22 protein-coding genes and 2 pseudogenes are annotated in these 23,830 nt (G+C 69.3%); 19 read left to right on the top strand and 5 right to left on the bottom strand.

Features of this window, described 5'->3' with window-relative positions; translation table 11 throughout:
* Positions 1–15 precede the first annotated feature (15 nt).
* The 10 genes from AC0VY3_RS24300 to AC0VY3_RS24255 all read left to right on the top strand — a co-directional run bounded on the left by AC0VY3_RS24300 (position 16) and on the right by AC0VY3_RS24255 (position 12,125).
* Complete coding sequence (locus tag AC0VY3_RS24300; RefSeq protein ID WP_103509367.1) at positions 16–1,305, top strand: ABC transporter substrate-binding protein; 1,290 nt, start codon at positions 16–18, stop codon at positions 1,303–1,305.
* Positions 1,305–2,297 (top strand): carbohydrate ABC transporter permease, encoded by a 993-nt coding sequence (locus AC0VY3_RS24295; protein WP_103509368.1) that lies wholly within the window; start codon positions 1,305–1,307, stop codon positions 2,295–2,297. Before AC0VY3_RS24300 ends, AC0VY3_RS24295 begins: the two co-directional genes overlap by 1 nt.
* A complete protein-coding gene (locus tag AC0VY3_RS24290) occupies positions 2,287–3,219 on the top strand; it encodes a carbohydrate ABC transporter permease (RefSeq protein ID WP_475550585.1) in 933 nt (310 codons plus the stop codon). Before AC0VY3_RS24295 ends, AC0VY3_RS24290 begins: the two co-directional genes overlap by 11 nt.
* 40 nt (positions 3,220–3,259) lie before the next feature.
* Positions 3,260–4,027, top strand: a complete 768-nt coding sequence (locus AC0VY3_RS24285; RefSeq protein WP_475550584.1) for an SDR family NAD(P)-dependent oxidoreductase — start codon at positions 3,260–3,262, stop codon at positions 4,025–4,027.
* Positions 4,015–5,772 carry a heparinase II/III domain-containing protein gene (locus tag AC0VY3_RS24280; RefSeq protein ID WP_412082580.1) on the top strand — a complete coding sequence of 586 codons (1,758 nt, stop codon included), beginning with the start codon at positions 4,015–4,017 and terminating at the stop codon, positions 5,770–5,772. The genes AC0VY3_RS24285 and AC0VY3_RS24280 overlap by 13 nt, the downstream gene beginning before the upstream one ends.
* 8 nt (positions 5,773–5,780) lie before the next feature.
* Positions 5,781–7,808 carry a heparinase II/III family protein gene (locus AC0VY3_RS24275; protein ID WP_475550583.1) on the top strand — a complete coding sequence of 676 codons (2,028 nt, stop codon included), beginning with the start codon at positions 5,781–5,783 and terminating at the stop codon, positions 7,806–7,808.
* A gap of 24 nt (positions 7,809–7,832) precedes the next feature.
* A complete protein-coding gene (locus tag AC0VY3_RS24270; RefSeq protein ID WP_412082578.1) occupies positions 7,833–8,420 on the top strand; it encodes a YesL family protein in 588 nt (195 codons plus the stop codon).
* Between the two features lie 74 nt (positions 8,421–8,494).
* Positions 8,495–9,490, top strand: a complete 996-nt coding sequence (locus tag AC0VY3_RS24265; RefSeq protein WP_412082577.1) for a DUF1565 domain-containing protein — start codon at positions 8,495–8,497, stop codon at positions 9,488–9,490.
* Between the two features lie 50 nt (positions 9,491–9,540).
* The gene (locus AC0VY3_RS24260; RefSeq protein WP_103509374.1) at positions 9,541–10,320 is read left to right on the top strand and encodes a polysaccharide lyase family 7 protein; all 780 of its coding nucleotides are present in this window, start codon (positions 9,541–9,543) and stop codon (positions 10,318–10,320) included.
* Between the two features lie 323 nt (positions 10,321–10,643).
* Positions 10,644–12,125 (top strand): polysaccharide lyase 6 family protein, encoded by a 1,482-nt coding sequence (locus AC0VY3_RS24255; RefSeq protein WP_475550582.1) that lies wholly within the window; start codon positions 10,644–10,646, stop codon positions 12,123–12,125.
* A gap of 99 nt (positions 12,126–12,224) precedes the next feature.
* Here the strand turns inward: AC0VY3_RS24255 and AC0VY3_RS24250 are convergent.
* Positions 12,225–12,420, bottom strand: a pseudogene (locus AC0VY3_RS24250) (phosphotyrosine protein phosphatase); the annotation flags it as partial.
* A gap of 16 nt (positions 12,421–12,436) precedes the next feature.
* Here AC0VY3_RS24250 and AC0VY3_RS24245 point away from each other — a divergent pair.
* Positions 12,437–12,651, top strand: a pseudogene (locus AC0VY3_RS24245) (flavoprotein); the annotation flags it as partial.
* Between the two features lie 94 nt (positions 12,652–12,745).
* Here AC0VY3_RS24245 and AC0VY3_RS24240 read toward each other — a convergent pair.
* Both AC0VY3_RS24240 and AC0VY3_RS24235 read right to left on the bottom strand, forming a co-directional pair.
* Complete coding sequence (locus AC0VY3_RS24240; protein ID WP_475550581.1) at positions 12,746–14,176, bottom strand: radical SAM domain-containing protein; 1,431 nt, start codon at positions 14,174–14,176, stop codon at positions 12,746–12,748.
* Between the two features lie 163 nt (positions 14,177–14,339).
* The gene (locus tag AC0VY3_RS24235; protein ID WP_475550580.1) at positions 14,340–15,749 is read right to left on the bottom strand and encodes a dihydrolipoyl dehydrogenase family protein; all 1,410 of its coding nucleotides are present in this window, start codon (positions 15,747–15,749) and stop codon (positions 14,340–14,342) included.
* A 261-nt stretch (positions 15,750–16,010) separates the two neighbouring features.
* Here AC0VY3_RS24235 and AC0VY3_RS24230 point away from each other — a divergent pair, with 261 nt between their 5' ends.
* Positions 16,011–16,790, top strand: a complete 780-nt coding sequence (locus tag AC0VY3_RS24230) for a methyltransferase domain-containing protein (RefSeq protein WP_475550579.1) — start codon at positions 16,011–16,013, stop codon at positions 16,788–16,790.
* 47 nt (positions 16,791–16,837) lie between these two features.
* Positions 16,838–17,536, top strand: coding sequence for a TVP38/TMEM64 family protein (locus AC0VY3_RS24225; RefSeq protein ID WP_412083369.1), 699 nt, complete (start codon positions 16,838–16,840; stop codon positions 17,534–17,536).
* On the opposite strand, the gene AC0VY3_RS24220 is transcribed toward AC0VY3_RS24225, so the two are convergent.
* Positions 17,511–18,125: a CDP-alcohol phosphatidyltransferase family protein gene (locus AC0VY3_RS24220; RefSeq protein WP_412083368.1), complete on the bottom strand. Its 615-nt coding sequence runs from the start codon at positions 18,123–18,125 to the stop codon at positions 17,511–17,513. The genes AC0VY3_RS24225 and AC0VY3_RS24220 overlap by 26 nt on opposite strands.
* A gap of 158 nt (positions 18,126–18,283) precedes the next feature.
* Between AC0VY3_RS24220 and AC0VY3_RS24215 the strand changes: the two genes are divergently transcribed.
* The 4 genes from AC0VY3_RS24215 (at position 18,284) to AC0VY3_RS24200 (ending at position 22,378) form a co-directional block, all read left to right on the top strand.
* Positions 18,284–19,549, top strand: a complete 1,266-nt coding sequence (locus AC0VY3_RS24215) for an ABC transporter substrate-binding protein (RefSeq protein ID WP_412083367.1) — start codon at positions 18,284–18,286, stop codon at positions 19,547–19,549.
* 77 nt (positions 19,550–19,626) lie between these two features.
* Complete coding sequence (locus tag AC0VY3_RS24210) at positions 19,627–20,412, top strand: ABC transporter permease (RefSeq protein ID WP_475550578.1); 786 nt, start codon at positions 19,627–19,629, stop codon at positions 20,410–20,412.
* On the top strand, positions 20,409–21,251 hold the full coding sequence (locus tag AC0VY3_RS24205; protein ID WP_412083365.1) for an ABC transporter permease: 843 nt from the start codon (positions 20,409–20,411) through the stop codon (positions 21,249–21,251). Before AC0VY3_RS24210 ends, AC0VY3_RS24205 begins: the two co-directional genes overlap by 4 nt.
* 5 nt (positions 21,252–21,256) lie before the next feature.
* Entirely contained in the window at positions 21,257–22,378 is a 1,122-nt protein-coding gene (locus AC0VY3_RS24200) for an ABC transporter ATP-binding protein (RefSeq protein WP_412083364.1), read from the top strand.
* On the opposite strand, the gene AC0VY3_RS24195 is transcribed toward AC0VY3_RS24200, so the two are convergent.
* Positions 22,341–22,652: an anti-sigma factor family protein gene (locus AC0VY3_RS24195; RefSeq protein ID WP_412083363.1), complete on the bottom strand. Its 312-nt coding sequence runs from the start codon at positions 22,650–22,652 to the stop codon at positions 22,341–22,343. The genes AC0VY3_RS24200 and AC0VY3_RS24195 overlap by 38 nt on opposite strands.
* A 153-nt stretch (positions 22,653–22,805) precedes the next feature.
* Here AC0VY3_RS24195 and AC0VY3_RS24190 point away from each other — a divergent pair, with 153 nt between their 5' ends.
* Together AC0VY3_RS24190 and AC0VY3_RS24185 are read left to right on the top strand one after the other, a co-directional pair.
* On the top strand, positions 22,806–23,363 hold the full coding sequence (locus tag AC0VY3_RS24190; protein WP_475550577.1) for an RNA polymerase sigma factor: 558 nt from the start codon (positions 22,806–22,808) through the stop codon (positions 23,361–23,363).
* Between the two features lie 38 nt (positions 23,364–23,401).
* Positions 23,402–23,683 carry an anti-sigma factor family protein gene (locus AC0VY3_RS24185; protein WP_475551730.1) on the top strand — a complete coding sequence of 94 codons (282 nt, stop codon included), beginning with the start codon at positions 23,402–23,404 and terminating at the stop codon, positions 23,681–23,683.
* Positions 23,684–23,830: the final 147 nt, after the last annotated feature.

The raw sequence follows: 23,830 nt of genomic DNA, 5'->3' as shown, positions 1-23,830 counted from the left end.
TGTCGGGAGTCAGTTATGCGTTCACATCCCTCTTCCCTGTCCAGACGAAGCCTGCTGGGTCTGGGCGCCGCGACGGTCGCCGGAGCTGCACTGACCGCGTGCGGCGGGGCTGCCCCCGGCAAGTCGGGCGGTGGCAGTGCGTCGCTCCGCCTGCTCACGCCGATCTTCGACCGCGCGGACGGGCAGAAGCTCCTCACGTCCCTGCTCGCCGACTTCAAGAAGGGCAACCCCGGCGTCAGCATCCAGGTCGATTACACCGAGTACGGGAAGCTCAACGAGAAGCTGACCACCTCGATCGTGGGCGGCCAGCCCTACGACGTCATGCTCATGGGTGTCGGCTGGATACCACCCTTCGCGGAGAAGGGGGTTCTGGCCGACCTGGAGACGACGGAGGATGAACTGGCTCGGCTGTACAACCCCCGCGTGACCCAGCCCGGTGTATACGACGGCAAGGTCTACGCCCGGCCCATCCTGCTCGACACCAGGATGGGCATCTACCGCAAGGACATCTTCGCCGAGGCGGGCATCGATGCCCCGCCCAAGGACCTCACTGAACTGAAGGAGATCGCGAAGGAGTTGACGGTCCGCAAGTCCGGCAAGCTGACGCGGGCCGGCGTCGACATCCTCAGCAACGACCTCCGCCAGACCTACCTTCCTGTGATGTGGGCCCACGGTGCCGACCTGTTCGACGGCGGCAAACCGGTCCTCGACTCCGACGAAGCGGTGGACGCCCTCCAGTGGATGGTGGACATCATCCGTACGGACAAGATCGAGGACTACGGGTTCACCCAGAAGGGGGCCGTCGTCGCTCCCCTCGTGCAGGGGCGGTCGGCCATGATGATCGGCCACAACGACATGTGGCGCCAGATCTCCGAGAGCGCGCCCGAGCTGATCGCCGAGGACAAGGTCGCCGGGTTCATGCTGAACCAGCAGCGTCCCGCGCTCTTCCAGGGTGGCACGCTGGCCACCATGTCGGCGAAAACAAGCCACCCCGAGCAGGCCAAGAAGCTGGTGGAGTTCCTGTCCGGCGAGAAGGTGTCGCCCCAGGCGGCCGAGCAACGGGGGAACATCCCGGCTGTCCTCAGCGCGGCCGACTCCTCGTACGTGAAGAGCAACAAGCTCGTCTCCTTCGCCGTGGACAACCTCGACCACGCCTTCTCCGAGGGCGGGGTGCCGACCTGGCTCGAGATTCGTGAGGAGTTCAAGCCGGCGCTGGAGAGCGCGCTGCTCGGCAAGGCCACTCCCGCCGAGGCCCTCCACGGACTTGCCGAAAAGGCCGAGGCGATCATCGCCAAGGGGGCGTGATGCCGACGTCCACCCGCCCGGCTGCAGACACGAGCAGGGAAGGGCCGCCAGTGCATCGTTCTACCAAGCACTCGGGGTCCTCGCCCTGGAGCGGTCGCCCGCCGCGTACGAAGAAGTTCGGCCATGACCGGCGCAGGGCGGCCGTGCTTCTGCTTACGCCCTCGGTCATCCACCTCGTCTGGTGGATCGGAATTCCCGTGGTCGCGACCTTTGCCCTGGCCTTCACCGACTACGACATACTTGCCGGCACGGTCACGTTCAACGGCCTGGACAACTTCCAGGAGATCTTCAACGACGAGACGTGGAACGCCTCCATCTGGCACACGGTGGTTTTCACCTTCTTCACCGTGCCCGTCGCCATGGCCATCGCGGTGGTCCTGGCCATCCTGCTCAGCGTGAAGATGCGGGCAGCCGCCTGGTATCGCACCGCCGTCTTCATGCCCCACGTCACCGCGACGGTGGCCATCGCGCTCGTGTGGATGTGGATGTTCGAACCACGGCTCGGTGTGGTCAACACCATGCTCGGCTGGGTGGGCATCGACGGGCCGGCCTGGCTCGCCGACCCGGACTGGGCGCTCACCGCGGTGATCGTCGTCAGTATCTGGAAGGGCATCGGCATCAAGATGCTCATCTACTTGGCCGCTCTGCAGGCGATGCCGGAGGACGTGTACGAAGCGGCCCGGATCGACGGGGCCTCGCAGGTCCGGCAGTTCTTCTCCATCACGCTACCCCTGCTGAAACCGGCGACGTTCTTCGTCCTGGTGGTGTCGATCATCGACTCCTTCCAGGCGTTCGACCAGCTCTACGTGCTGACACCGGATGGTGGGCCCGGCAACTCGACCACGGTCATGACCTACGAGATCTACCGAACGGCGTTCAAGGAGTTCAACATGGGCGCGGCCTGCGCCCAGAGCGTGGTGCTGTTCGCGTTCCTGCTGGTGCTGATGCTGATCAGCCGGCGTCTCACCGGAAAGGAAGACGATGTCCGCTGAGAAGCTCCTTCGGAGGGACACGGACACGGCTCGCGGAACTGTGCTCGCGGATCGTCCCTTGCTGGCCCGTCGGTTGCGGAGGACGGCACTGCACCTGGTGCTCGTCACGGTATCGCTCGCGATGGTCGTCCCCTTCCTGTGGATGGTCATCACCTCGCTGAAGACGGATCCCGACCTCGCCTCCTATCCGCCCAACCTGCTGCCGCAGGTATGGGACTGGAGCAACTACTCCGAAGCGCTCGAATACGCCCCCTTCGGCACGTACTTCAAGAACAGCCTGCTCATTTCGCTCGGACACACGGCGCTCAATCTCGCTCTGGCGTCCATGGCGGGGTACGCCCTGGCCCGCGTGCCGTTCCGAGGCAGGACCGTGGTGTTCATGGGGGTGCTGGCCACCATGATGATTCCGACGTATACGAAGATCGTTCCGCAGTACCTGATAGCCAAGGGCATTCCGTTCTTCGGCGGGAACGACTATCTGGGGCGGGGCGGGCACGGCTGGCTCGACTCCTGGTGGGGTCTGATCGTTCCTGGGGCGCTGACGCCGTTCGCCATCTTTCTCTTCCGCCAGTTCTACCTCTCCCTGCCGCGTGAGCTGGAGGAGGCCGCCCGCATCGATGGCATGGGTGAGTTCGGAATCTACGCACGGGTGATGACGCCGCTGGTCAAGCCGGCTATCGCCACCGTCGGACTGCTCACCTTCGAGAGCAGCTGGAACAACTTCCTCTGGCCGTTGATCATTACCAGCGACACCGATCTGCGCGTCATCCAGGTGGGTCTGTCCGCCTTCCAGCAGGCCGACCAGAACGCCTGGGCGTATCTGATGGCGGGCACGACGCTGGCCACCGTTCCGATGGTGGTGCTGTTCCTCTTCACCCAGCGTTACTTCGTCCAGGGATTTGCCAACTCAGGCATCAAATAGCCCCTCTTCCTACTTTTCTACATAACCATGGAGAATTCTCATGTCTTTTGATCTCACAGGTCGCCGAGCGCTCGTCACCGGCGCAGGCCACGGCATCGGCGCATCGGTCGCGCTCGGGCTGGCAAGGGCGGGCGCGGACGTGATCGTTCATCATGGACACTCCGCCGATGCCGCTGAGACGGTGGTGGCCGAGATCATCGCGATGGGGCGCAAGTCCGCCTGTCTCGCCGCTGATGTCACCGACCCCGGCGAGGTCACACGACTGGTCGACGAGAGTGTCGCCGTTCTCGGCGGACTCGACATCGTCGTGGCCAATGCGGGGCACCTGGTAGGCCGGGTTCCGGTCGCAGAGATGAGCGAAGAGCACTTCCGCAGCGTGGTCGATGTCAATCTCTTCTCCGTCTTCCGCACGTGCCGGGCGGCGCTGCCGTATGTGAAGGAGGCGGGCCCCGCGGGCCGCTTCATCCTGATGGCCTCCCAGGCGGCCCACGACGGTGGCGGCCCCGGAGCTGCCGCCTATGCCGCGGCCAAGGCAGGAGTGATCGGCTTTGCCAAGGGGCTGGCCAAGGAGGTCGGAGGCACCGGCGTCACCGTCAACGCGCTCGCCCCCGGGTACATCGGCGGGACCAGCTTCCACAACACGTTCACCTCCTCCGAGGCTCAGCAAGGCATTGTCGAGAAACTTCCCATCGGCCGTGGTGGCACCGTGGAGGACGTCGCGGGTGCGGCCGTCTACCTCGCCTCGCACGAGGCCGGCTACATCACCGCAGCGACCCTCGACATCGGTGGTGGCGTATGGCCGCGCTGACCATCACACGCGAGAGGGGCGGCTGGTGGCACGCCTACGTGTGCCCGGCCCATGGTGTCGAGCTCGACCACGGCGATCTGCTCGGTGATCCCTTCCCGAGAACCGGAGCCGCATGCCGGTACGGCTGTCGGGTGGACAGCGAGGCGGTGCGCGGTGCGCGGACCGTGCTGGCCCATCAAGCCGCCGCCCAGCGCCTGCGGCATCTCGCCTGCGGCGGGCCAGCCGAGCGCTCCGAGGCCCTGCGGCTGCTTCTGGAGTACGCGGAGCTGTACGCCGGTCTTCCCAGCACCCACCCGGGGGCAGCCGGATGGATGCTGCACGGCAGGCTCTTCCACCAAGCCCTCACCGAAGCCATCTGGGCGGTGGCCGTCTCCCATGCAGTGCGCACGCTCGCCGAGCACCGGGGGATGCGCGCCGAACTCGGTGCCCTGCTGCCCTTCCTCCGGTCGCTCGGGGACTGCGCTGGCGAGGCCCGCGCGGAGTTGCGGCACAAGGGGGAGAGCCGTTCCAACTACACGGCATGGCTCGCCGCTGCGGAGACCTGCTGCCGGTCGGCCGCACTCGCCGTCGAGGGTGTCGAACCCGACACCGTGAAACTGGCAAGCCACTACGGCCTGTTCAAGCACATGCGCACGGCGGTGCACGAGGACGGTTGGGAGTGGGAGGGCAGTACCTACTACCACCTCTTCGTCCTGCACGCCTATCTGCTCGCCCTGCGGGGCAGCAGTCCCGAACAGCTGCCGCGGGATATTGCCGGAGTGCTGGGCGCGATGATCACGGCCCTGGCCGGCATCGCGACTCCCGCCGGTACTCTTCCGGCCCTGCACGACGGCCCGTACCGGCGCGAAGCGCAGTCCGCCGAGATACGCGAAGTAGCGACACTGGCAGATCAGTTGTTCGCCGGCGCCCCGCTGTCCGCGGTGGCGGGCGCCGCGGACAAAGACACCGCAACCGAGCTACCCGCGGACCTCGCGGGATGGTTCACCGTTCCTTCGCTGTCCGCCCTGACCGTCCGGCGGACCTTCCCGGACGCGGGATACGCAGTGTTCCGTACGGCCGGAGTCCACGCGCTGCTGGACTCCGGACCGCACGGTGGAGGGCACGGGCATCTGGACAAACTGGCCCTCTACCTCTACGCCGACGACGGCACCGCCTGGCAGCCGGATCCGGGCCAGGTCCCCTACGCCCACCGGAGCTATCGGACGTACTACGCCGGCACGAAGGCCCACCCGACGTTCTGTGTCGACGACTCGGAGCAGGCCCCCTGCGATGCCGTTCTCGACGGCGACACCGGGAGATGCACCGGGGCCTACGAAGGTGTGGCCGCCAGTCGGCGGGTCGTCACGGACCCCCGGTACCTCCTCGACATCCTCGTCCTTGAAGCCGACACCGAGCGCCGGCTCACGGCCCAGTTGCGGCCTGGAACGGATCTCGACGTCGTGGCTCAAGGCCCTGATCGTGCCCGCACCGTCTGGGGCGACAGCGGGAGCGCCGTCATGACCGGCCAGCACGTGTCGCGTACACCGGCCGACTTCACCGTCGTCGCCCACCCTGGCCCCGCCGACGACCCGGCGCGTTCATGCCGGGGCGTCGACTGGTCCACGACCGGCAGAAGTGCGGTGTTCGTCTCCGTCTACCAGTCCGTAGAAGCGACGCCACCCGTCCGCCGGGTGAGCCTGTCCGAGCGAACCGTTCACATCGATCTGGCCGACGGAACCGTCGCCACCCACTCCATCGGAAGGTGAGTCCGCACATGCTGCTCCTCGAAGGCCGGCTCGAGTTGCTCCGAAGCGAGCTGAACGGTACGCGTGCCGCCCAGTGGCGACGGCTGTACGAGCAGTGCGACTGGTACCGCAGGCAGTCGCCGCCGACGGAGCACCCCGAGGCGAGCATCACCTACTTCGGGCCCGCCGCCGCCAACCTCGCACTCGCCTACCGTCTCACCGGGCAGCGAGGATATCTGGAGGAGGCATGGCGCTGGATCTCGACCTGCGTCGCCTTCCCCCACTGGGGGCGAGCCCATATGCCGGACCACGACCTGGACGCGGGATGGCTGCTGCACGGTCTCTCGCTCGCCTACTCGTGGCTGGGTGAGGACCTGGAGCCGGAACGGCGGGAGATCCTGCGGGCCAAACTGGAACTCCAGGGAGAGCGGCTCCACTCGTACGCCGTGGAGACCACCGGCAGTTGGTGGTCGAGCGCCTACTGGCAGAACCACAACTGGATCTGCTGGACCGGTATCGCCACCGCGGGCTACGCACTGGGACGTTCCGAGTGGACCAAGGCGGCCCGGGCGAATCTTGAGACGGTCCTGGGGATGCTTCCCGAGGACGGTTCGGACTCCGAAGGGGTCGTCTACTGGCGGTACGGCGTGCCCTGGCTCGCCATCCACACCGACCTCGTGCAGCAGCAGGAGGGGGCCGATCTCTGGTCGGCGGGCGGCTTCCTGCGCAACACCACGCACTGGCGCCTGCACCAGAGCGCGCCGGGCTTCGAGGAGAACATCGACCACGGCGACTGCCATGACCGGCGCAGCGGCCACAGCGTCGCCCTCTACTACCGCCTGGCCTCCGCCTACCGGGACAGTACGGCGCAGTGGCTGGGCGACCTGGTCGCCGAGCGCCACTTCTGGCGTGAGGCGTACGAGTCGGGTGTGCGCCCCGGTGTCATGCCCGAAGCCTTCCTCGAACTGCTCTGGTACGACCCGGAGGTCGTGCCCGTCGCTCCCGACCGGGAGCCCCTCACCACGTACTTCCCGGACCTCGGGCAGATCACGGCGCGCACGGGCTGGGACAACGCCGCCACCTGCGTCAGTTTCAAGGCCGCGCCCGGCGGCGGCCACCGTGCCTGGGAGGAGGGACACAGGCTGAAGGCCGCCGGCGGCTGGGACGCCATGAGCGCGGGCCACCACCACCCGGACGCCGGCGCCTTCGTCCTGCACTCGCACGGCGCCTTCCTCGCGGTGGACGAGGGGTACAGCAACCAGAAGCGCGCCGGGCACCACAACCTGATCCTGGTCGACGGCCAGGGGTGGGCGGACGAGGGCCGCTACCACGTGTACGAGGGCATACCGTACGAGCGCCGGGCGAGCGTACGGGACGTGCTCGCGGAGGGCGGGTTCGCCCATGCCACGTCGGAGTCCGCGGCGATGTTCTCCGAACGGCTGGGAGTGCGAACCCTCGACCGTACGCTGGTCGTGACTCCGCGCGGGCGTGTCGTCATCCTCGACGAGCTCGAGGCCGACTCCCCTCGCGAGTGGGCCTACCTGCTGCACACCGACTGGCCCACCACCCAGCTGGACCCGGACGGCTGGCGGCTGGAGTCGGGGCCCGGAAGCGCACGGCTCACCCGGCTCCTGCCCACGGACGCCGCGGCGGCTCAGGAGCGCACCGAGGTGGAGGCGAACCCCACGTCCAGCACCCCGAGCCTCAAGGTCAGCAAGACGATGCACACCCTGCGGCTCACCACCACCAGGAGCCGAACGGCCACGTTCCTGACCGTCCTCGACAGCACCGGGTCGCTCGACCCGCAGCCCGGACCTGCCGTTCTCCTGCCCTCGGACCAGGGACACGCGGTGTCCGTAGGCGAGGGCGCCGAGAGCGAACTCGTCCTCCTCGCGCCGAGCACAGGGGTCATCGAGACAGAGCGCGTACGCGCCGACGCGGCGGCGGTTCTCCTCTCCGGTACGCACATCGCGGCCGTACGGGCGCGCAGCATCGAGTTCGACGGCAGCAACAGACTGCGGGCCGATCAGCCCTTCACGGGCCTTCTGAGCATCTGACCGACCGAGAACCGGGAGTACGCCATGAAGGGCTGGGAACGCGGTGCACTGCGGGCGATGGAGTTCGTCGCACAGCCGGCGCTGGCAGGCGCCGCGTTCTGTCTGCTGGCCCTGGGAGTCGTCACCTGGCTCCCGGCGCTGGCCGCCGCGGGAAGCGCGCTGCAGGACTGGCGTGGTGAAGGGGCCGGACGTCCCTTCACCGGAACGCTGCGTGCCTTCCCACGGCTCTGGGGCGCCTTGTGGAGAGAGAGCCTCGTCGCCACCGCCGTGCTCGCCGTCCTCACCCTGAACTGCCTCTTCCTCCTGGACACGGGAAGCGCGACGGGCCTGGTGCTGCTTCCCGTCCAGGTGGGACTGATGGCCGTGTCGGCGGTGTACGCCCTGTCGCTGGCCGCCGTCTGCGCGGTCGGCGCCGACGCAGACCCGCGCCGCAGGGCGGCCGTCCTGGCCTTCGGTTCGCCACGGCGAACCGTCGCCCTGCTGCTCGTCCTCGTACTCGCCCCGCTCGCCGTGCTGCCGATCCCTCTGGGACCCCTGCTGCTCGGCCCTACCCTTCCCCTGCTCCTGGCCCTCTCCCTGCTCACACCCACGGATACGAGGAGACCGGTATGAGACTCACCCGCTGCATCGCCGCTTCAGCCGCATTAGGTGCCCTACTGGCGGCGGCGCCCGCCGCATCCGCGGGCGTGCCCAGGAGCGTCCACGACTACTACGTCTCTCCGCACGGCAGCGACACGAACACCGGTACGCGCAGCTCGCCCTTCGCCGGCATCCAGCGGGCACTGGACGCGGCCGGGCAGGGATCAACGGTCCATCTGGCCCCTGGCCGCTACCTCCAGGACTTCGTCAGCCGGAGTCCCGGCGTCACCGTCACCGGCCCCCCGTCCGCCGTCGTCCAGGGCTCCGGTATCGGCCGCGCGGTCGCCGAGATCCAGCACGACGACGTCCGCCTCACCGGCTTCACCGTCGACGGGCTCATCGGCGACCCCACGCAGAAGTCCGGCTACCGCAAGAAGCTCATATATGTCATGAGCACGACTGCTGGTGACGGGGTGGGCGGTCTGCGCATCACCCGTATGAACCTCCGCAACGCGGGGGAGGAGTGCGTGCGGCTGCGCTACCTGATCACCGGTGCCGAGGTCGCCCACAACCGGATCACCGGCTGCGGGGTGTGGGACTTCCGCTTCGACGACGGCGGCAAGGTCGGCGAGGGCATCTACCTGGGGACGGCGCCCGAGCAGCAGGGCATGAACGGTGCGCCCGACGACCGGCCGGACGTCAGCCGTGACAACTGGATCCACCACAACCGGATCAACACGCAGGGCAACGAGTGCGTGGACATCAAGGAGAACTCCACCGCGAATCTCGTGGAACGCAACGACTGCACCGGTCAGAAGGACCCCAAGTCGGCCGGTCTCGACGCACGCGGCAGCGGCAACACCTTCCGGGCCAACCGCAGCCACGACAACGTCGGCGCCGGGGTCCGCGTCGGCGGAGACACCCCCACGGACGGCACCCGTAACCACATCTACGGCAATGCCCTCCTCTCCAACGCTGCGGGGGGCATCAAGTTCGAAGCCACCCCGCAGGGCCAGGTGTGCGGAAACACCCTGGCAGGCAACACCGGCGGCGACGCGACAGGAACGTACGGGAACGAGCACGCCCCGTCGCGCCCCTGCTGACCGCACCACACACGGCACCCGACACAACCAACCGTAAGGAAACAGCTGACATGCGTCTCACTCGCAAGCGCACGCTCACCACGGCCGGCGTGGCCGCACTGTCCGCCCTCGCGGCACTGACCGCGCCCGTCGTCGCCTCCGGCACCGCGGCCGCGGCCGCCCCCTGCGACTACCCGGCCCAGAAGCTCAACCTCACCAACTGGAAGGAGACCCTGCCGACCGGGTCCTCCGGCTCGCCGACCGAGATCAAGCAGCCCGCACTCGCCACCTACTCCTCGAACCCGTGGTTCATGGTGAACGCCGCGTGCACGGGAGTGCAGTTCCGCTCCCCGGTCAACGGCGTGACCACCTCCGGCTCCAGCTACGCGCGCTCCGAACTGCGCGAGATGACGAGCAACGGCACGAAGAACGCCTCCTGGTCGGCGACCTCGGGCACCCACACCCTCACCTTCCGGGAAGCCTTCAACAAGCTCCCGAGCACCAAGCCGCACGTCGTCGGCGCGCAGATCCACGACGGCGACGACGACGTCACGGTCTTCCGCCTCGAAGGAACCAGCCTCTACATCACCAAGGGTGACACCACCCACCACAAGCTCGTGACCAGCAACTACAAGCTGAACACGGTCTTCGAGGGCAAGTTCGTCGTCAGCGGCGGCCAGATCAAGGTGTACTACAACGGCGTCCTCCAGACGACCATCGCGCACACGGCCTCCGGCAACTACTTCAAGGCCGGCGCGTACACCCAGGCCAACTGCGACAACTCCTCCCCGTGCAGCAGCTCCAACTACGGCCAGGTGAGCATCTACAAGCTGGAGGTCACCCACTCCTGACGCAAGGGGGTGCCGGGCCTCGGAGTGGGAGGCCCGGCACCTCGCAGCACGGTACAACGAGCGGCGCGGATCTCCGCCCCGTATGCCACTGGCGTGCGCGGTGTGAGAGACACCGTGGCCCACGGTCTGCGCCGCGCATTCGCACATCACCGATACGGGTCATCGACTGCCATCTCCTTGTCACCCGGCCTCCGCCGGCCGGCGTGACCACAGCCCTGACGCGCAAGCACCGCAGGCCGTCCCATCAGCACCGGGACGGCCTTCTTGTCCAGCGCTGGGTTGCTCGACATCGCATGCCCATCTCTACCGTGCGGAGAAGCGACATGAACAGACCAAGGCTCAGCACCTACGCCGCGATCACCGTCGCGGCCATCACGATCGCGGCCCTCACCACCGCAGCACCCGCTCTCGCCTCCACCGGCGATACGTCGTCGCGCACCCCCAGCGGGAACTCGACCCCACAGGCCAACGCCACCATCGTCAACGTCTCGTCGTCGACGCAGTTGACCACCGCGATGGCCAACGCCGTGGCCGGCCAGACGATCGTCCTCGCCAACGGCTCCTACTCGATCGGCAAGCTCAACGCCAAGAACGGCACCTCCAGCGCACCCATCACGATCATGGCCGCCCAACAGGGCAAGGCGATCATCACCGGAGGGCAGCTCGAGGTTCTCAGCTCGTCGTACGTGACGTTCTCCGGGCTGAAGTGGACGAACCGCAACACGTTGAAGATCAGCAGTTCGCACCACATCCGGTTAACTCGCAACCACTTCCGGCTCACCGAGTCGAGCTCGTTGAAGTGGATCATCATCCAGGGAGCCGGCAGCCACCGCAACCGGATCGATCACAACCTGTTCGAGGAGAAGCACCAGCTCGGCAACTTCATCACCATCGACGGGTCTTCGACCCAGCAGTCGCAGTACGACCAGATCGACTACAACCACTTCCGCAACATCGGTCCGCGCGCCACCAACGAGATGGAGGCGATCCGGGTCGGCTGGAGTGCGATCTCCAAGTCGGACGGGTTCACCACGGTCGAGAACAACCTCTTCGAGAACTGCGACGGCGACCCAGAGATCGTCTCCGTGAAGAGCAACGCGAACACCGTCCGGTACAACACCTTCCGGACGTCACAGGGTTCGGTGTCCCTGCGCCACGGCAACCGCAGTCAGGTCCACGGCAACTTCTTCTTCGGGGGCGGCAAGACCGGTACCGGTGGCGTCCGGGTCTACGGCCAGGACCACAAGATCTACAACAACCACTTCGAAGGACTGACCGGCAGCGGCTACGACGCGGCGCTGCAACTTGACGGCGGAGACGTGGACACCTCGGGCGCACTCTCCTCGCACTGGCGGGTGTACCGGGCCACGGCAGTGCACAACACCTTCGTCAACAACGTCTCGAACATCGAGATCGGCGCCAACTACAGTCTCGCCCCGGTCGACAGCCTGGTCGCCGACAACATCGTCGTCGGTTCTTCCGGCAAGCTCTTCAACGAGCTGAAGACGCCCAAGAACATGACGTATGCGGGCAACATCGGCTGGCCCACCGGTTCCGCCGCCATCGGGATCACCACCGGCGTCCGGACCGTGAACCCGCTCCTGGCCAAGCAGGGTGAGGTGTACCGCCTCGGCACCGGCAGCCCCGCTGTGAACGCCTCGTCGGGCAACTACGGTTTCCTCACCGAGGACATGGACGGTCAGTCACGCAGAGGAACGGCCGATGTCGGGGCGGACGAACTGTCCACCGGCACCGTGGTCCACAAGCCGCTCAACTCCGCCGACGTCGGGATCAGCGCCCCCTGACAGGGCCGGAAGAGCGCTGCCCGCCACACCACGAGGTGTGGCGGGCAGTCACCGATGCCTTCGAGCGCAAGTTCGCCGTGACGACGTCGCGTATCGCGCTCATGCCGCTGGCTCCGGCGCAATCTCGTTGATCAGGCCCTCGACGATGACCTTGGTCTCGTCGCGGTTCGGGCGTACCGAGGCGACGCCTTGGCCCACCGGATCCTCCAACTCCCAGTCCGGGTGGCGCTTGCCGGGAAGACGGGTTAGGTGTGTCGCCGCAGCCCAGGGTGATGCAGACGTCCGACTCCTTGACCGGCCTGTCGGCCCTCGGCGAGAAGGCCGCGGCCGACCGCGTCGAACTCACTGTCCCCGAACCGGGGTCTGTGGCCGGGCCGGACTCTTCGACGACCCGGCCGCCGCAGAGTTCGACGCCGTGGTCTGCCGCGTGACGCCGGAACCCGCCCTGGTTCAGCTCGGTGCCGGTGCGCCGACCGCTGACGCAGCCGTGGACGAAGCACCGGCTGGCGGTTGCTGCGGCGCTTGACCGATCCCAGCGCCCCTGAGCGCGGGGCCGTGACCGGAACGGCGTTCCGGTCACGGCCCCGCCGAGCGCTACGCAGATCACTGTCGCCACGCGGTTACTTCACCTTCGGCGCGTCGGGCGTGTGACGCGCGGTCGTGCGCACTTCGACGATCGGCAGCAGGGTGCGCAGCGCCGCGTTCTCCGCAGGGTCGAGGACGGCGTGCTGCACGCAGGCGGGGACGAGGGTTCCGTTCTCGGGGTGGGCCATGGCGTAGTGGCAGGCGGCCAGCCGCTCCTGGGTCTCGCGCAGACGGGGTTCTTCGGCCTGTTCGCCGCGCTGCATCATCTCCCAGGCCGGGGCGACGACGTCGGCGTCCATGAACTGGTGCATGACGAAGGTGACCGGGTGGACCCGCATCCGGTGGCGGACCAGCCGCAGCAGCCCGACGCGGCGGGCGGTACGGCCCAGCCAGCGACCCCCTGTCACCACGGTGGACGGATGGCGGACCGCCACCCGCACGATCCTGGCCGCGAGGAGGGCGGGCGGGGTGCCGGTGAAGGTCATCTTCCCGAAGTAGCGGAAGAACGCGTCGCGGACGGCGAGGTCGCGCGGGTCGTCGCCGTCGAGGAACGGATACCAGCGGTGGCCGACGTAGAAGCCGTAGGCGGTGCGGTTGCAGCGCACGTCGCCGTTTTCGAAGACCCGGTAGTCCAGGCGGGTTCCGGCGCCGCGTTCGATCTCCGCCCATACCGCGTCCGGGGTCGCCTCTCGGAATTTCTCCTTCCAGCGGCGGTCGTCGCCGAGGAAGGCGGCGGGCTGGAAGGAGAACATGCCGTAGCCCATGGCGTGGCAGTCGCGGATCACCTCCGCGATCTCGTCGAGGTTGCCGGGGGTGACGGTCATGTTGTGGGCGAGGAAGAACCGCACACCGTGCTCGCGCCGGAGGCGGCGGAACATGGCGGCGAACCGGGCGCGGTAGGGGTTCAACGACTCCTCGTCCGGCGGGCGTTCGATGCCGCGCCGGCCGTACATGAACTTGTCGAAGTGCGCGGCGAAGGACAGCCGGTCGAAGCGCCGTGTGCCGTCCGGGCCGAGTGCGAGGCGGGTGAGGTATTCGTCGTCGAAGTCGCCGTGGGTGAAGCTCATCGGTTCCCGGCCGTGGTCCCGCATGATGGCGAGGGCGGCGGCGTGGTCGTCGGGGGTGAGCAGGCTGACCTCGCCGCCGATGAGCTGGGTGTGGGCGCGGGGGCCGCGTAGTTCGCGCAGCAGGTGCATCTGGGCGGTGATCTGTTCGTGGGTGTGGGGGCCGTCGACGCGGACCTGGTTGGCGTCTCTGGAGTGGTAGCAGGGGGTGCACTTGAGGTTGCACTTGGGGAAGACGCCGTGGGTGCCCTCGCAGCCGACGCCGTGCCGGCCGAGGATCTGGCCGGGGGTCCGGGCGGTGTCGGGGAGCTCCTTCCAGCGGAGCTCCATCGCCTTCGCGAACTCGGAGTCGTAGGGACGGGTGGTGCGTTCGAGGAACCGCAGTGCCCTGAAGATCCGCATCACTGGCTCCCCCGTCCGGTCCGGGCTGCGGTGACCGTGGCTGAGGGCGCCGGAGGGTTGAACAGTTCACACCGCAGCAGCCAGGCGCACGGCGGCCTCTGCGACAGGGCGGCGGAGCACACGCCGGAACCGCCGCGGTGTTCGAGGAAGACGAACTGGAGGATCAACGGACCACCCCTCTGCGGACCTTCAGCAACGAGCCGGTGAGGCCGCTGCCGCGGGCGAGACGGGCGTAGACGTCGGCCAGCGCCGTGTGCCAGGGCCCGTCGGCGTAGGTGGGGTAGGGGTGCACGGTGCGGGCGTAGTCGGAGGGTGTCCAGCCCAGGCGTACCGCCGCCGCGAGATGGGCGATGGTCTCTCCGGCCCTCGGTGACACGACCGTGGCCCCGACGATTCTTCCGCGCGGGCCCAGGACCAGGGTGGTGAAGCCCTCGGTGCGGCCGTCGGCGACCGCCCGGTCGACCCGGTCGTTCTCCAGGGTGTGGATGCGTGCGCTGTCGCCGTACTTCGCGTGTGCCTCGTCGGAGGTGAGGCCGACGCCGGCGATCTCGGGATCGGTGTACGTCACCCGGGGCACCGCCCGGTAGTCGATGGGGCGGCGCACGCCCAGCAGAGCGTCGACGGCGGCCGCTCCGCCCTGTGTGCCGCCCAGGTGGGTGAAGGCCGAGCGGCCGGTGACATCTCCGGCGGCGTAGATGCGGTGGTTGGCGGTGCGCAGCCGGGCGTCGGTCCGAACGTGACCGGTCTCGGTCAGCTCCACACCGGCAGCCTCCAGGCCGAGCCCCACGGTGTCGGCGTGGCGGCCCGTGACGGCCAGAAGCGAGTCGTACGGCAGAGGACCACCAGGTCCGTGGACGGCGTCGGTGCAGACTCGCTCGGCGCGGTAGCCGGTCAGCACGGTGACGCCCTCGGACTGGAGCCGTTCGCGCAGCCTCTGGGAGGCCCGGGGTTCCTCGCGGGGCACCAGGCGGTCCATCGCCTCCACGAGTGTGACCTGCGAGCCGAGTCGGGCGAACGCCTGGCCCAGCTCGCAGCCGATGGGCCCGCCGCCGAGTACCACGAGACGGCGGGGGAGTTCGGCGAGCTCCCAGACGGTGTCGCTGGTCAACGGCTTGGCCTCGGCCAGGCCGGGCACCAGCGCCAGGGCCGGCGAGGAGCCCGTGGCGATCAGCGCGTACCGGAAGGAGACCACCCGCTCGCCCGCGGTCAGGGTGCCCGGACCGGTGAAGGACGCCGTGCCGTGGGTGACGTCGACTCCGTACGGGGCGAGCGCCTCGGCCGAGTCGTGCGGTTCGATGGCGCCGATCGCCCGCCGCACCGCTCCCATGGCCGCCGCGAGGTCGGCCGGGCCGGCCACTTGAGGGAGCCCGTAGGCGGTGGCACGGCGGGCCGCCTGGACGTCGGCGGCCACGTGGAGGAGCGCCTTGCTAGGTACGCACCCCGTCCACAGGCAGTCGCCGCCCAGCCGGTCGCGCTCGACGAGCAGCGTGCGGGCGCCGAAGCGCCCGGCGGTGCGGGCTGCGGTCAGGCCGGCGCTTCCGCCGCCGATGACCACCAGGTCGTACCTGTTCATGGTTCGGGCTCTCCTGTCGGTGCGCCGTCGTGGGGCGGCCGGCACGCGGTTGTGGGGTGTGAGGGGAACCCGGTGACACAGCCGGGACCTTCCCTCTCCCTGCCCCACGATCATCGTCATGGTGGCAGTCCCGCGTTATCCGTCCGCTTCCGGCGTGTCCGACGTGTCCGAAACGGAATGCGGGACAGGCTCGGCAGGGTTCCCGGGGGCGAGTACGGCGGGGCGACCTGCACCCATGGTTCGGAAGAGGGGCGAGGCCGGATGGACGAACCGGACTGGCGGCGCTTCATCACGGCGTACCACCAAGCGCACCCCAGTATCACGGAGCAGCTGTTCTCCCTGTCCGACGTCTCCCCTTACGCCTGGCTGGCCGAACCGCTCCGGGGTACCGAGGGCGTGGTCCTCGACCTCGCCTGTGGTTCGGCACCCACCCGGGCAGAGCTGCCGGACGCCGACTGGACCGGGATCGACCTGTCGGCGGCGGAACTCGCCGAAGCGGCTCGCCGGGGCCGCGGACCGCTGGTGCGGGCCGCCGCGGATGCGATCCCAGCGGCCTCCGCGAGCGTCGGGGCGGTCTGCGCGGCGATGTGTCTGCCAGTGGTCACGCCTCTGCCACAGGCACTGGGGGAGATCCGGCGCGTGCTCCGGCCCGGCGGGACGCTCGCGGCGCTGGTGCCCTCACAGTCCGGGCTCTCCCCGTCCGGCATGCTCGGCTGGGTCCGGGTGATGGCGGCCTTGAGAGCCGTGCGCCAACCCTGGCCCAACCCGCAGGCCCGCGACGGGCTGGCCGCCCTACTGCGCGCGACCGGCTTCCGCGTTCGCGCCGATGAGCGGCGGGTCTTCACTCTGGCGATCGGCTCCGCCGACTCCGCCGCACTGCTGGCGGACGCCCTGTACCTGCCCGGCCTGACACAGGACCGCGCCCGGGCCGCCAAGCGTTCCCTGGCGCGTTGGGCGGACTCGGGACGATGCCTGGAGCTGCCGCTGCGCCGTGTGGTGGCCGACCTTCCCACTGAACGACCGTCACAGGAGCCGCTATGAACCGCCCGGCAGCCCCCTCGTCAGCAACAAGCCCTTCTCCGTCCGACATGGCCTTGGACGATACGGCGCGGGGGGCGGCGCGCGCGCCGTGGGTACGGCTGTCCTTCCTCGTGGTCCTGCTGGTGGTACTCGGCTCCTGGGTGGCGCTGGGCGGCGGGGACCTGTTGCGCGACGTGCGCCAGTGGGTCGATTCGCTCGGAGTGTGGGGGCCGGTCGTCTTCGCGGTCGTCTACGCCCTGGCCGTGACGGCTCTGCTGCCAGGCTCTGTGCTCACCGCCTCCGCCGGCGCGCTGTTCGGACTTGCGGTGGGGGCCGGTGCGGTGCTCGTGGGGGCGACTGCGGGTGCGGCCCTTTCGTTCGGCCTGGCTCGTTGGCTGGGGCGTCCGGTGGTGGCCCGCTACGCCGGTTCGGGGCGGCTGGCCCGGCTGGACGACTACCTGACACGCCGCGGGTTCGTAGCCGTCCTGCTGGTGCGGCTGGTGCCGCTGTTTCCCTTCTCCGTGATCAACTACGGGGCAGGGGTGGCCGGTGTCCGCTTCTCCTCCTACGTCGCGGCCACAGCCCTGGGAATCATCCCGGGCACCATCGTCTACACCGGGCTCGGCGGATCCTTGGGTGACCCCGGCTCTCCCGGGCTGTGGATCGCGCTGGCCGCCCTGCTCGCGCTGAGCGCGGGCGGCTGGTGGGCCGCACGGCTCATCCGCTCCCGCGGCACGGGGGTCAGCGCAGCTGCCGATAGCCGGTGACCACTCGGTGGGCCGCGGTGACAGCGACCACCGCGGCCCACACCCAGGCGATGGTGTGGGCGAAGCCGGGCAGCAGACACCACAGGGTGTGCACGGCGATGGTCTCGCCGCCTTCGGCCAGGCCGCCCAGGAAGTTCAGCGACCGGCCTCGGGACAGGCGGTCGTCGCGACGCCCGGTGCGCTCGGCGATGGAGGAGAAGGCCAGGAAGGCCGTGCCGTTGACGTAGTAGGCGAGCAGGACGAGCAAGAACGGCAGTGCCGGACCGCCCACACCGACGGCGACACCGACGACGAACGCTCCGTAGACCAGGAAGTCGGCACAGATGTCGAGGAATCCCCCCGCTCCACTGCGGTCCGCCGTGCCGCGGCGACGGGCCAGCGGACCGTCCAGACCGTCGGCGAGCCGGGACAGCAGCCACAGCGCGGCGGCGGCCGGCCACCAGCCGGCCGCAGCGGAGCCGGCCGAAGCAAGACCTGTCAGCAGGCCGAGCGCAGTCAGACGATCGGGCGTGACGGCCGGGCGGTCCAGCAAGGCGGCGGCCCGGTCCAGGGGGCCGCTCAGCAGTGCTCTCGCGCGCACGTCCAGCATCGCTCGTCTCCTTCCGCCACACCGGCACCGTACCGGCGGACGCAAAGGGAAGTCTGCGAGCACCCGGCCGTGTTCCCTTTCCGCGCGATGATGTTCGCAAGCCCGTCGCGCGTCGCGCGGGAGACAGCACCGGAAGAACAGCCTAAGGAGCAGCGCACATGCGGATACGGACGCGGCACACCGGGCGGCGCGTCGGCAGAGGCACAGCTCTGGCCGCCGGAACCGTCGTGGCCGGGCTGCTGACGGCCGCCTGCTCCGGCCCCGGCAGCAGTGAGGCGGAGCCGCTCGCGAAGGACTGGGCTCAGCTGCGCACCGCCGCGAAAGGCCAGAGCGTCAACCTGTTCATGTTCGGCGGCGACAAGGGAGCCAACTCCCACATCGACGACGAAGTCGCCCCCGCTGCGAAGAAGCTCGGAATCACGGTCAAGCGCGTCCCCGTGGCAGACACCCAGGACGCCGTGCAGAAGATCCTCGGCGATCAGCGTGCCGGCAAGGACGGCGGCGGCGCGGTGGACCTGGTGTGGGTCAACGGCGAGAACTTCCGGACCGGAAAACAGGCGGACCTGTGGTTGTGCGGATACACCGGCCTGATGCCAAATCAGAAGTACGTGGACGGTACCGATCCCACCCTCACCCAGGACTTCGGTACCCCGGTCGACGACTGCGAAACGCCGTGGAGCCGGGCCCAGTTCGCGTTCGTCCACGACTCGGCCAAGCTCGCCGAACCGCCCCGCACCATGGGTGCCCTGACCGAATGGATCAAGGAGAACCCCGGTCGGTTCACCTATCCGGCGCCCCCGGACTTCACCGGTTCGGCCTTCGTGCGGCAGATCCTGCTCGCCGGTGCCCAGGACGAGCCCGTCACCCCGGGCTACAGCAAGCGGACGTACGAAGCGGTCACCCCCGGTCTGTGGAGGGACCTGAACATGCTGAAGCCCGCCCTGTGGCGTCAGGGCACCACCTACCCGAAGGACCAGGCGGCGCTGAACGACCTCTTCGCCAACGGCGAGGTCGACATGACGATGACCTACAACCCGGCGGAGGTCCCCGCCCTCGTCGACAAGGGCCAGTTCCCCCCGAGCGCGCGGGTGTTCGTACCCGAGGACGGAACCCTGGGAAACACCAGCTATCTCGCGGTGCCCAAGAACGCCGCCCACCGGGAAGCGGCACTCGTGCTCTCCGACCTGATGCTCTCGCCCGAGCTGCAGTACGCCAAGGCCCGTCCCGGCGGCTGGGGCGCCTACACGGTGCTGGACCAGGAACGGCTCCCCGAGCAGTGGCGAGAGAGGTTCGCTTCGCTGAGCACGCCGGAGACCACTCTCCCGATCGAGGAACTGTCCCGAAACGCCCGCCCCGAACTGAGCGGTGGCTGGGTGGGGCCGCTGGACAAGGGCTGGAAGCAGGAAGTCGCCCCCGCCTCGTGACCGTGCCGATGCCGCGATGGCGGGGGCTGCTACTGGCGGCTCCGGCTCTGGCCGTCGTCGCCTTCGCAGGTGGTGCCTTGCTGCTCGCAGGCCGCGGCAGCCTCGCTGATGGCCTGGGCCGTGGCTGGAGCCTTTCCGCCTACGAGGGATTCCTGCATGACCCGGCCTTCGCCGATTCCCTGCTGCTCAGCCTGAAGATCGCGACGCTCAGCACCACTGTGTCCGCTGCGCTGGCACTGGCCGTGGTGGGTGCGGTCAGCGCCTCCCGTCGTGGCCGGGCCGCCCTGGAGACCGCCGCCCGCGCCACGCTCGCCGTTCCGCACCTGCTCGCCGCCTCCGCGTTCGGACTGCTGCTCTCCGGGTCGGGGCTCATCCCCAGGCTCACCCACGCCGGCGGGTGGACCGACGGACCCGCGGACTTCCCCGCGCTCGTCGCCGGTCCCAATCCCAGCGCCGTTCTCCTGACATACGTGTGGAAAGAGGCCCCCTTCATCACGATCATGCTGCTGGCGGCGTACACACCGGCCGTACGCGATCTGGAGAGCGCGGTACGCACCCTGGGGGCGGGACGGCTGCGCCGGCTGAGACACGTCACGCTGCCGCTGCTCGCCCCGGCTCTCACCGAGGCGTGCCTGCTGGTGTTCGCGTTCACTTTCGCCGCCTACGAGACCCCGGCGCTGCTGGGGGCGACCGTCCCGCGTGCGCTGCCGGTGGAGGCCGTCGAGCTCTACCGCTCGGCGGAACTCGACGACCGGCCCGCCGCCCTGGCCCTCGCGGTCGTGATCGGCATGGTGATCGCCCTCCTGGCCCTCGCCGCTGCAACGATCTCCCGCCGACTGCTCCGAGCAAGGTCCGGATCGTGAGGCGAGCCCTGCGCACGGCGGCATTCGCGGTGCTCACCCTCTGGATCGCAGCACCCCTGCTGCCCCTGCTGATCTGGGCCTTCGCCGGGCGATGGGTATACCCGGCGCTCGTGCCCCAGGAGTTCTCCCTCCGCGCATGGGGTCAGGCTGCCGCCCCCCAACAGCAGGTTATCGCGGCGACCGGCACCTCGCTGGCACTCGCGCTGACCACTGCGCTGACCGCCACCGCGCTCGGAGCCCTGGCCGCGCGGGGCCTGGTCCTGTACCGCCCACCGGCCGCGGGACTGGTGCGCCTGCTGCTGCTCGCCCCCGTCCTGGTCCCCCCGTTCGCACTGGCCGTAGGTGTCCAGGAAGTGTTCGTCCGGGCCGGACTGTCCGACCACCCGACCGGGGTCGCCCTCGTTCACCTGGTGCCCGCCCTGCCCTACACGGTCCTCGTCATGATCGCCGGCTACGCCACCTACGACCTGCGCATGGAGCAGACCGCCCGCACCCTCGGGGCGTCCCGTACCGCCGTCCTCCGCCACGTCACCCTGCCCGCACTCTCCCCGGCCCTGCTGGCTGCGGCGACCCTGGCCTTCCTGGTGTCGTGGAGCGAGTACCTGATGACTGTTCTGGTCGGCGGCGGGGTCGTCACCACCCTTCCGCTCCTGTTGTTCGCCACGGCCGCGGGCAGCGGCAACCAGGCACTGACCGCCGTATTGGGAACACTCACCGTCGCCCCACCCGTCCTGCTGTTCGGTGTGGGTGCGGCCCTGCTTCGCCGCAACAGGGCAGTCTGGGCCGACCCCGACCACGACCCTTCTCCTTCCTTCGCCACCCCGGAAATCGAGCGCTGACCGTCATGACTTCCTCGTCCTCCGCTCCCGTCCCCGGTCTGAGTCTGAAACGGATCACCGTCACCTATCCCGGGCACCGCGAACCCGTTCTGGACGGTCTCGACCTCGATGTTGCCGACGGCCAGCTGCTGGCACTGCTCGGCCCTTCAGGCTGCGGCAAGACCACCACCGTGCAGGTTGCCTCCGGACTGCTCACACCCAGCCGGGGCGCCGTGCACCTCGGTGGCACCGATGTGACCCGGATTCCGCCGGAGCACCGTGGCGTCGCGGTGGTCTTCCAACAGCCCATGCTCCTGCCGCACCGTACGGTGCTGGACAACGTGGCCTTCCCCGCCCGCATGCGCGGCCGGTCCCGCCGGGACGCCCGCACCGCAGCACTCGCCCAGCTGGAACGCGTCGGCCTGGATGCACTCGCAGCCCGCTACCCTCGCCAGCTCTCCGGGGGCCAGGCCCAGCGCGTCGCCCTCGCCCGCGCACTGGCCGCCGAACCGGCCGTACTGCTCCTCGACGAACCATTCAGCGCCCTTGACCCGAGCCTGCGGCACACCATGCGCGACCTGCTCACCACGGTCCAGCGGGAGCTGGCCGTGACCACCGTCCTGGTCACCCACGACCAGACGGAAGCCGCCGCGGTCGCCGACTCCGTCGCCCTGCTCGACCAGGGCCGTCTCCTTCAGCAGGCGCAGCCCGCCGACCTCTACGCCCGCCCGGCCTCCCTGGCCGTGGCCCGCTTCCTCGGCTGCCCCACCGCGCTCGCCGGCCACGTCACACCGCAGGGACGCTTCGCCTGCCTCCTGGGAGAGCTCGACCTGCCCGACACCGTCGCCCACCGCGGCCCCGGGCACCTGGTGATCCGCCCCGAAGCCGTCCAGGTCGGCACAGGCCCGGACACCGTGGCCGCCGTGGTGCACAGCGCACGCCCGGAAGGAGCATTCACGGCTCTCGTGGCTGACACGGCCGCAGGCCCCGTACACGTGCTCCTGCCGCCGGGCACGTCACCCGCCCTCTCGGAACACCTCCGACTGCGTCTGCCCGTCGCACACCGCTGGGTGGTCCCCGACCGGCATTCGCCTGCCGGACCGCCGTCCATCAATGGCGTGGCCGGTCCTGGTCCGGCGGCGTGCTGAGGTGCCGAGCGAAGCGCCGTACCCGGGCCGATGCGAGGGTGGGCGGTGTCCGATGGGGACTAGCCCTGAGGGACGCCTTGACCAGCCGCAGCAGTTGCAGACGGCCACTGCATGCCCAGCAGCAGGCGATGTGGGCGGCCACCCGCATCCGGTGCGCACCGGTGAGCTGCCCGTCGGCGTACGCCTCCACCTCGCCCCGCAGCCGAGCATGCCGAAACCTCTCCCGGCACTCGGCCCACACTCGCCCTGGTCCGGGAACGTGCTGCCTCTCCATGCAGCGGAAACCCCTTCAGCCGCACGCGACATTCCAGGCCGCGCACGCCGCCCGGCCCAGACGTCGGCCACGGCGGCACCCGAGCACAAGGAGAACGGAGAAATGGGGAATGCGGGCCCTGACCGAAGGGGTTTCCGCCGTGTGGAAGACGAAGTGACAGCGCCGCCGGGCTCTGGGGACCCACAGGGGCAGGCGTTCGCCGCTTACGTGCTGCCCGAGGTGGATGTGCTGCTGCGTGTGGCGATGACACTCACCGCGCAGCCGGCGGACGCCGAGGACCTCGTGCAGGACACGCTGCTTCGCGCCTACCGGGCCATCGAGGGCTTCGACGGGAAGCACCCGCGCGCCTGGCTGCTGACGATCATGCGGCGGGCCGAGATCAACCGCCACCGTCGCCGCCGTCCCCACCTTCTGGACGACCCTGACACGGACCTGGACCGGCTCAGCTCTGCGGGTCCCAGCGGATCGGCGGAAGAGATCGTGGTGGGTGAGGCGTTCGACGAGGTGGTGGACGAGGCACTGTGTGCCCTGCCGGACAAACACCGTCACGTGGTGCAGCTGGTGGACATCGACGGCCTCACCTACGCGGAGGCCGCCCACCTGCTGGACGTACCGGAAGGCACCGTGATGAGCCGGCTGCACCGGGCACGGAAGCGGATTCGGGCGCGACTTGCCACGGCCGGACTGGCACCGAAGCGAGGTGTGATGTGATCAAGCTTCCATGGCGGCGTTCAGCGGCCGAGCGCCGGATGAACTGCCTTCAGGCCGCACGCGTGTTGCAGCCCTACCTGGACGGCGAGACGGACGAGAAGACCGCACGCCGGGTTGCCGCGCACCTGAAGGACTGCCGCCGCTGCGGTCTGGAGGCATCGGTCTACCAGGAGATCCACAACGCCCTGGCCCGTCGGACATCGCCGGACAGGGGTGCGATGGAGCGCTTGCACGCCTTCGGCGTCTCCCTCCTCAGTGACCCGCCGACCGGGGCCGACGACGCGGACCACGGCACGACATCCCCGGAAAGCGCCTCCTGAGGTGGAACTGGCCGACTTCCCGCCCCGCACGCCATACGATCTCAGGACGACGTGTGCGGGCCGTGAGCGGTGGGACGCGCGGGTCAGGACAGGGCGTTGGATGCGTCGAGACCAAGTACGACCAGCGAGGCAAGAGCGTGGAGATCA

The organism is Streptomyces sp. iso_384 (assembly GCF_056172905.1).
The sequence above is the reverse complement of the archived record's forward strand: the minus strand, read 5'-3'. Positions and strand labels throughout refer to the sequence as shown.

Coding starts and splice junctions, on each gene's coding strand:
- AC0VY3_RS24255 (WP_475550582.1), top strand. CDS start 10,644: ATGAACAGACCAAGGCTCAGCACCTACGCCGCGATCACCGTCGCGGCC.
- AC0VY3_RS24200 (WP_412083364.1), top strand. CDS start 21,257: ATGACTTCCTCGTCCTCCGCTCCCGTCCCCGGTCTGAGTCTGAAACGG.
- AC0VY3_RS24235 (WP_475550580.1), bottom strand. CDS start 15,749: ATGAACAGGTACGACCTGGTGGTCATCGGCGGCGGAAGCGCCGGCCTG.
- AC0VY3_RS24280 (WP_412082580.1), top strand. CDS start 4,015: ATGGCCGCGCTGACCATCACACGCGAGAGGGGCGGCTGGTGGCACGCC.
- AC0VY3_RS24275 (WP_475550583.1), top strand. CDS start 5,781: ATGCTGCTCCTCGAAGGCCGGCTCGAGTTGCTCCGAAGCGAGCTGAAC.
- AC0VY3_RS24220 (WP_412083368.1), bottom strand. CDS start 18,125: ATGCTGGACGTGCGCGCGAGAGCACTGCTGAGCGGCCCCCTGGACCGG.
- AC0VY3_RS24290 (WP_475550585.1), top strand. CDS start 2,287: ATGTCCGCTGAGAAGCTCCTTCGGAGGGACACGGACACGGCTCGCGGA.
- AC0VY3_RS24260 (WP_103509374.1), top strand. CDS start 9,541: ATGCGTCTCACTCGCAAGCGCACGCTCACCACGGCCGGCGTGGCCGCA.
- AC0VY3_RS24285 (WP_475550584.1), top strand. CDS start 3,260: ATGTCTTTTGATCTCACAGGTCGCCGAGCGCTCGTCACCGGCGCAGGC.
- AC0VY3_RS24230 (WP_475550579.1), top strand. CDS start 16,011: ATGGACGAACCGGACTGGCGGCGCTTCATCACGGCGTACCACCAAGCG.
- AC0VY3_RS24215 (WP_412083367.1), top strand. CDS start 18,284: ATGCGGATACGGACGCGGCACACCGGGCGGCGCGTCGGCAGAGGCACA.
- AC0VY3_RS24240 (WP_475550581.1), bottom strand. CDS start 14,176: ATGCGGATCTTCAGGGCACTGCGGTTCCTCGAACGCACCACCCGTCCC.
- AC0VY3_RS24185 (WP_475551730.1), top strand. CDS start 23,402: ATGAACTGCCTTCAGGCCGCACGCGTGTTGCAGCCCTACCTGGACGGC.
- AC0VY3_RS24270 (WP_412082578.1), top strand. CDS start 7,833: ATGAAGGGCTGGGAACGCGGTGCACTGCGGGCGATGGAGTTCGTCGCA.
- AC0VY3_RS24225 (WP_412083369.1), top strand. CDS start 16,838: ATGGCCTTGGACGATACGGCGCGGGGGGCGGCGCGCGCGCCGTGGGTA.
- AC0VY3_RS24300 (WP_103509367.1), top strand. CDS start 16: ATGCGTTCACATCCCTCTTCCCTGTCCAGACGAAGCCTGCTGGGTCTG.
- AC0VY3_RS24295 (WP_103509368.1), top strand. CDS start 1,305: ATGCCGACGTCCACCCGCCCGGCTGCAGACACGAGCAGGGAAGGGCCG.
- AC0VY3_RS24195 (WP_412083363.1), bottom strand. CDS start 22,652: ATGGAGAGGCAGCACGTTCCCGGACCAGGGCGAGTGTGGGCCGAGTGC.